The 6,614-nt window shown below is 53.5% G+C and carries 6 protein-coding genes; 4 read left to right on the top strand and 2 right to left on the bottom strand.

What is annotated here, in order from left to right:
* Window positions 1-126 precede the first annotated feature (126 nt).
* A complete protein-coding gene (locus tag ACR0DO_RS19300; RefSeq protein WP_480500928.1) occupies window positions 127-294 on the bottom strand; it encodes a hypothetical protein in 168 nt (55 codons plus the stop codon).
* Between the two features lie 130 nt (window positions 295-424).
* On the opposite strand from ACR0DO_RS19300, the gene ACR0DO_RS19305 reads away from it, so the two are divergent.
* A complete protein-coding gene (locus tag ACR0DO_RS19305; protein ID WP_480561070.1) occupies window positions 425-1,492 on the top strand; it encodes a hypothetical protein in 1,068 nt (355 codons plus the stop codon).
* Between the two features lie 44 nt (window positions 1,493-1,536).
* Window positions 1,537-1,917: a helix-turn-helix domain-containing protein gene (locus tag ACR0DO_RS19310; protein ID WP_480561071.1), complete on the top strand. Its 381-nt coding sequence runs from the start codon at window positions 1,537-1,539 to the stop codon at window positions 1,915-1,917.
* Window positions 1,918-2,527: 610 nt separating this feature from the next.
* Here ACR0DO_RS19310 and ACR0DO_RS19315 read toward each other — a convergent pair.
* The gene (locus ACR0DO_RS19315) at window positions 2,528-3,997 is read right to left on the bottom strand and encodes a rep family protein (protein WP_480561072.1); all 1,470 of its coding nucleotides are present in this window, start codon (window positions 3,995-3,997) and stop codon (window positions 2,528-2,530) included.
* A gap of 718 nt (window positions 3,998-4,715) precedes the next feature.
* Between ACR0DO_RS19315 and ACR0DO_RS19320 the strand changes: the two genes are divergently transcribed.
* Together ACR0DO_RS19320 and ACR0DO_RS19325 are read left to right on the top strand one after the other, a co-directional pair.
* Entirely contained in the window at window positions 4,716-4,877 is a 162-nt protein-coding gene (locus ACR0DO_RS19320) for a hypothetical protein (protein WP_480561073.1), read from the top strand.
* 1,108 nt (window positions 4,878-5,985) lie between these two features.
* Window positions 5,986-6,351, top strand: a complete 366-nt coding sequence (locus ACR0DO_RS19325; RefSeq protein ID WP_480500930.1) for a hypothetical protein — start codon at window positions 5,986-5,988, stop codon at window positions 6,349-6,351.
* The last annotated feature ends 263 nt before the right edge of the window (window positions 6,352-6,614 follow it).

The raw sequence follows: 6,614 nt of genomic DNA on the forward strand, positions 1-6,614 counted from the left end.
CCGCCACTGTGGTCTTATTCCTGCGGAACGCTACCCCCGCCGATGGCCGCCCCATCCCCTTGCGAAATGACCGTTTCATTTCTGACATTGCGAGGCTGTAGGCATTGAACATCATCGCTATGACATTCATCGCTTGCGCCCCTGTTCTTCCACCGCTGCCGCAAAAATCGCCAACATGGCGCGGTCGTTCTTCTCCATCCTTTTGAGGTGATTCAGGATATCGCTCATCACCGCCAGATTCTCGCGGTGCGCGCTATCCAAGGCCCTCTTAATCTCATACTGATCTGCATTCATGGTCTTACCTCCGCCCAGAAAGTGCGCGGAGCGCCGCAGGCCGCAAGCACCCGTTAAGATTGTCTTAACCCCGCATTTCTTCCGGGTTGCCCGCATCAGCTAGGACAGACTACGCCTAACCCCCGACGAGTTGAAACAAACCGTCGAAGCGATCAGGGAGGAATACGGATTCAATCCGAATGATCCTGAAACGCTCACGATGCACGAGAAGGCCGACGCCGACGGAGTCACCCGCAAGCACTGGCACCTAGTCCGACCGGCGCAGGACAGCGACACAGGCCGCACGTACAAGCTCTATCGGAGCAAAGGCAAAGACGAGGCCATTTGCCGCCGCATGGAGCTGGAACTAGGCCACCGCCTTATGTCTGGCGCTCACAATGCATTTGCCGAAAAGCGCCTGCGCGAAATGAGCAAAGACGATCTGGCCGACAAGGTGGCCGAGCTGGACACCGCGAACCGCGCAGCCTTCAGCTCAGACCAGCATCAGCAGGCGAAGCGGAACGACTTCGATCTGCCAGCACTTCGCCAGAGCCTTAAAGAGATTGCCCAGCTTGATGACCGCGCCGAGCAGGCCGAGAAGCTGGCCGAGCTGATCGACCGCGAACACCTTGAGCTGAATGACGCCATCTTTGCAGGCCGTGGTCGCAGCAGGATCATGCTCGAACTGCCCGGCGATCAACCTGACCACAACGCAAACCGAACGCTCAAACTCAAAGCCGCCGAAGTCGCGGCATTCATCAACGAAACCAAGGAGGCACTAAATGCAATCAGATCCGACACCGACAGACGAGACGCCCTTGCGGGATCTACTGCTGACAATCATTGCAGACCAAAAGCTGATACGCGAAGGACAGAAGCAGATACACCACGACCACAAGGCGCTGATCAAACGCCAGAACGCCATTCTGGACGTATACAAGGCGATCAGCAGGAGCTGACACCCACATCAATATCTATCAAAAACTCCGACAACCAAGCTCTGGCCTCAGCGGCGGCCGAGCTGCGACCTCAAATCCAGAGACACAAGAGCAGCGCTATCCATGCCGGCGATCTCGACAGCATCGAGGTTGAACCGGCCCCCGACGCCAATGATCCGAATTTACTCAAAAAGCTCTCCGCCATGCTCGCCCGCGCCATGCGCAAATCAACTGACGCTGCAAAGCAAATGCTGGGCCCCAGCCAAGGTATGCCCGGCTAATTCCCTCGTGATACCTGATGTGATACACTCCACTGAAACGAGCAGTGAAAGTATCAGATACCATGTTATCACCAGCCAAGGCCGCGAAGCAGGCCGGGGTATCCCGGCGCACAATCATGGTTGCCATAGAATCCCATAAATTACAGGCATCTAGGAACAATCGGAACCACTGGCAGATTGATCCGGAACACCTCAAGAAGTGGATGGAAGGACGTGATACCACCCCCTCCCCTACCAGTGATACTTCCACTGATACTATCAGTGATATGGTATCATCTGAACCCGAATTACTTATCAAGATCAAGGGGCTAGAGGTGGAGCTTAAGGCAACGCATGAGCGGCTTGCAGAGGTCAAAGAAGACCGCGACCATTGGCGCGATCAGGCTCAGGAGCTGGCTCGAAAAAAGAGGTGGTGGCACTTTTAGGAGCCAAACCACAATACCAAGACTGTCAGGCAGATTACCAAGATAGCAATAACTCCGGGCCATCCAGTAGCCTCCCCCTGCACCTGATCCCAACGGATTTGAATTCGGATTTTGTTTGGTTCGTCGTCTTTCATTTAGCACCTCTGCTCTTAGGTTTTACCTGTTCAATTGTGGACGCTCAGAAGATTGGTTTCGTCCCGTTTTCGCAGAAACCTGCGGTTCACTGTGGTTAAAGTCTCACGAGCCAAGAAGCCGTCCAATGCACAGCACAAACGCACTTCTTTGCTCTGTAGAGGGAGGGCTACCGAAACGAAAAAAGCCCCGAGGTTTCCTAGGGGCTTCAGCTCACAGTGGCATGTGTATCTAGAGTATGATCCACGATAGATCAGGCACAAAAAAACCTACCGCAAACGGGTAGGCTCACTTCTCCGATAATATCTAGTTTGCACAATTTAGGACTCCTTTCAAGCAAGAGCACTCCCTTGGTAAGGGAGCGGTCCTGCTGACATCTTCGATATGAACGGAGCGACCTACAACCAGTTGATTAACAGTCAACTGCTCTACCAGCAGCATTCGCTTGGTCTCCATTTCATTGCGACCAGGCGAAGCCTTAGAACTCAATTCCATCCGGCGCGAAAACCGACCTGTTTCTGCCATTCTTCCAGAACCAAGGGTCATGTTTTTCCTGATATTCGGTTTCGAAAACCCTCAAATATCTTTCTGCTTGCTCAGATAGGGAACCTTCCAGTTCAGATTGCGTTATGCCTGTCCACGAATTCTCCGCCTTCGGCTCCGAAAAGTGGACAGTTAACGTATTGTTGTGAACCCTATAAGAAGACGGCTCCGCCGACTTCTGGCGCCTGATCACCAACGGCACGACATTCTCACCAGCCTTGAGCTGTTCAGCCATCCGACGCGCATCGTCGGGGGCCATGTCAGTGTTCCGTTCCCATGCGTCCAACGCCCTAGAGCGCGCCCACAGGTAATCAGAATAACGCCTCTGGCTATCTTCCCCCTTGGGCATGTGATTCAGCCCCATATGCACGATTATGGGCTCTTTGAAGGGTCCAAACATGGTGGTCGGCTGAGTAATCGTCAGAATGACGTTTTCCATCTCATCCGACCGCGCCGCGGCCTCGACCTCGGCCAGCTCGCCGCGATCCACTTCCCGCCCAAGCTTTTCAGACAGATCAGCAAGGCGTTCTTCCAAGGTTCGACGCTGCGCGACTTCCTTTTTCAGAAACACCAGCTCACCATCTGACCGCTGCACGATCTTCAGGCGACGTTGCTTGATGCTCGCCAGATAATCTTTGTAATCGCCATAGGCCACGATCACCTTGCCGCGATACCATTGATCGAAAAGCCATCTGGCCTCGCTGGCTTCCATGCCCGTGAGCTGTTCAGGCTTGGTGATGTACTTGATAACCTCATCCAGATTTTCCAATCGCCCGTTGTCCTCAACATGGAATTTCAGCCGCTTGCGCATCGAGCGCAGCCAGCCCGACCAATCCTTTTTTGACAGCTTGGGACTGTCATAAATCACATTCGCATGAAGGTGATACGTTCCCGTTTCAGGATCACGCGGACATTCCAGAGCTGCCAGATAAATCTTGATGCCGAACCGCTCACGCGCATACGCAGCCAGCTTTGAAATCCGACGCAACAGATCACGCCGCCGCTGCCTGATATCATCTTCATGCGCAAACGCTTCGATCCGGTCGCCTGCCGTCACCACTAGATACCGCAGGTATTCCCGCCGAGCTGCAAACTTCGCAAAGCTCATTTGTTGCTGGCGTCTATTCCGCTGGGCAATGTCAGGCAGGAAATTGATATTCCTGCGTTGCTTCTGGCGATACTCAAGCCCGGTGATTGCGCCCGTGAAATAGATATCGCTGCTATTCTGGCAATCGACTTCAACACCCGCCTGAATCAAGGTTTCCCGCAGCTCGTCCGATTGCTCAGCCAATAGAGACTTTCGCTGCTGGACCTTGCGCCAACCTGCAAGCGAAATCATCTCGCCCGTACTTTCGTCTATCAGCTCGCCCAGATCATACGGGTTACCAAAAGAGCCGCGTGGCATGTGATCCACATGCGGGACTGGCTTCCGTCCCTTTTCCCCTGGCTCTATGACCTCAAATTCAACGCTCTTTAATAGCACCCTTCACCTGCCCTATCGCGAGGCAAAACGGTGCCGTCATGGCTTGCGTATCGCAGCCACTAACCCTATAATTATAGGCAGAGGTTCGGTGCTTGCACCGAATTCGCCTTATCTTCGGGTTTCCGCAGTTTGATCGCCAAACCTAAACTGTGGACACCGAGCCTCACATGAACCCCGGCCTTCGCGCCGGGTTTTTTGTTGCTCAATTGGAAAACTAGCGATTCCAAACGCACGACACAAGCTTTTGTGCCTACTTCATTAAGAACCGCGAAACCTTCCAATGTTGACACTCTATTGAGGTGCCTTGTTTTTATAGCCATACGGTCAGAAACAACCCGCAAAAATGTGGCATTCAGGTCAATGAAAATGACCTACTAAAACCCCCAAAAGTGGGAATCCCTGCATCAGTTTTTACGATTAAATTTCGTTAACATATTGCCACACACCCTCGCACAAGATCGCTACCCCTTTGCTATATCGGGCTTTTCCTGACCTCCAAATTTCAAGTCCTAATTACTTACCTGTGCGCTTTCTGCATCAGGGGCTCAGGTCAACAAACCCCACTTTCTCAGCTTCACCTACGTCCAGCTTGGCCACTCTTGGTATTCTTACCTCAGCTCTCAAAAAAGGAGGGGCCGTTATGAAAAGGATTTTGACCGCTACAGTTCTGGCAATCGCAATCGCTAGCTCTGCCTCGACCGCTCAAGCCAACCCTATTCTCTGGGTGATCGAAATCATCTTCACCCCGACCTCCACAGCCGCCGATGATGATGGCCGCTATGACAACATTTGTAAGTGCTAAGGCCTGCGGCAACTAACAATCTTAACCAACGACAATCATATGGGTGGCCCGCTTCGGCGGGTCATTCGTTTTTTTAATTTCCATGAAAAACTATTATTCTTCATGCTTTTAAATCCCATTTTCCGCCAAACCCTTGCAGCCCTAATAGCGCGACACTAAGAGTCTCCATGGAAGCTGTGTCTCTGGCAGCTTCCCATGTGTCTAAGCGTCCCCGATGGAAGCTAAGCTGGACCCCCAGCGAACCTAAATCGGGGCTGTGATGTTGGTCTACACAATGGACGGCAATCCGGCGTGTAAATTTAAAGCCCGGCACGTGAAGAAGGAGGTTCCAGATGGAATTTCTTATCGTAGCCCTGATGGTGGCCCAGCTTGCTGTTGCCATCTTCTACGGCAACAACAAGCCCCCTAAGAGCTAAACCCTCTTAGACGGGAAGGGGGGAAGGGGTTTCTTCCCTCCGACTTCCCAAAAAATGAAGCCCCTCGTGCGGCAACACTAAGGGGCTTTTATTCTCTGTTCCTCAGTCGGTTCCGACTCAGGTTTTTCTTATCGCAATACGTAGCTATCACCTCTTATTACCCTTTTCAACCAAAACTGGAAACTTTCGCCCGCACCTGCGGGCGCTCTAAACCCCTTTTTAGCAACAGTTCTATCTACTTACCCCTCCGCCTACACGATCTGTTGAGGGGGCCGAGCCTTTCAGGCTACTGCCCCCGCGCGGGCTTACCCGCGCCCCCCATCTACCGGATGTTCGCCACATGGCAGGCGGGGAAGACGCTTTGCTTTCTTCCCCACCATTTCGAAACTGACTTGAGCAGGCCAGGCATCAAGCAGAATGGACGTATCCACCCGCAAGCGGGCGGACCCTCGTCAATTCTACTTGACCCCTGCCCAGCTCGTTTTGCTGAATTTCTGATTTCAGGCTGAAAACAAAAAGGGCCGGACACCCCTGCCCGACCCTATGACCTGCCCCCGCCATGCAGCACGGTTGCTAAATCTCAAATGTCGATCAGCTCGCAAAAATCAACCTGACCTGCCCCTGTCGCGGATGGAGCGACAGACCTTTGACCTCTTTCACGTTACTTTCATCAGCTCGCACATTTGCCCAGCATGATTAGAAAACTGAAAAAGGCCATTCGCCTCACCCGCCGACCTGAAACCCGCCCTGAGTTCCATGACGACGCCGCCGCCGTAGCCGCTGCGGCACGAGCTGGACGCATCCGGGCCGAGTTCATGACGCCTACCCAGATCGATCAGCTCAACCCGCTCGAGGAGGGCCCTAGAGCCTTCCTGACGGTCGATGACGCTGCCGTCCGCCTAACTCACCTGCGGTTCCGTTCGCCTGACTGGTGGCGCTCTATGACCCACCTGACCGGCTTGCGGCTGGCCTTGATCCTCGAAGAGATCGGCGACGAGATCGAGGGCGACGACCCCGACGATATTGGCGGGATCATCAACCGCGCCCTAGACCGATAATAAAAGTTTTCAGCCCGAAAACAGAAATTACTTTCTGTCGGTAGACTGCCGACGTTTATTATTTTCTGTGGTTAGACTAACAACAGAAATTACATCCGAGGCCCGCTGAAATACGCAATGTCCCGGCGCGCTCGATGCGCCATGGCGTAGGCCATCAGCAGACCACGGGCAGCCGCCACTGTGGTCTTATTCCTGCGGAACGCTACCCCCGCCGATGGCCGCCCCATCCCCTTGCGAAATGACCGTTTCATTTCTGACATTGC

Source organism: Ruegeria sp. AM9, assembly GCF_056540565.1.

What these genes read in the sequence shown, in the direction of transcription:
- ACR0DO_RS19300 (WP_480500928.1), bottom strand. Translation starts at nt 294, where the DNA reads ATGAATGCAGATCAGTATGAGATTAAGAGGGCCTTGGATAGCGCGCAC.
- ACR0DO_RS19315 (WP_480561072.1), bottom strand. Translation starts at nt 3,997, where the DNA reads ATGCCACGCGGCTCTTTTGGTAACCCGTATGATCTGGGCGAGCTGATA.
- ACR0DO_RS19320 (WP_480561073.1), top strand. Translation starts at nt 4,716, where the DNA reads ATGAAAAGGATTTTGACCGCTACAGTTCTGGCAATCGCAATCGCTAGC.
- ACR0DO_RS19325 (WP_480500930.1), top strand. Translation starts at nt 5,986, where the DNA reads ATGATTAGAAAACTGAAAAAGGCCATTCGCCTCACCCGCCGACCTGAA.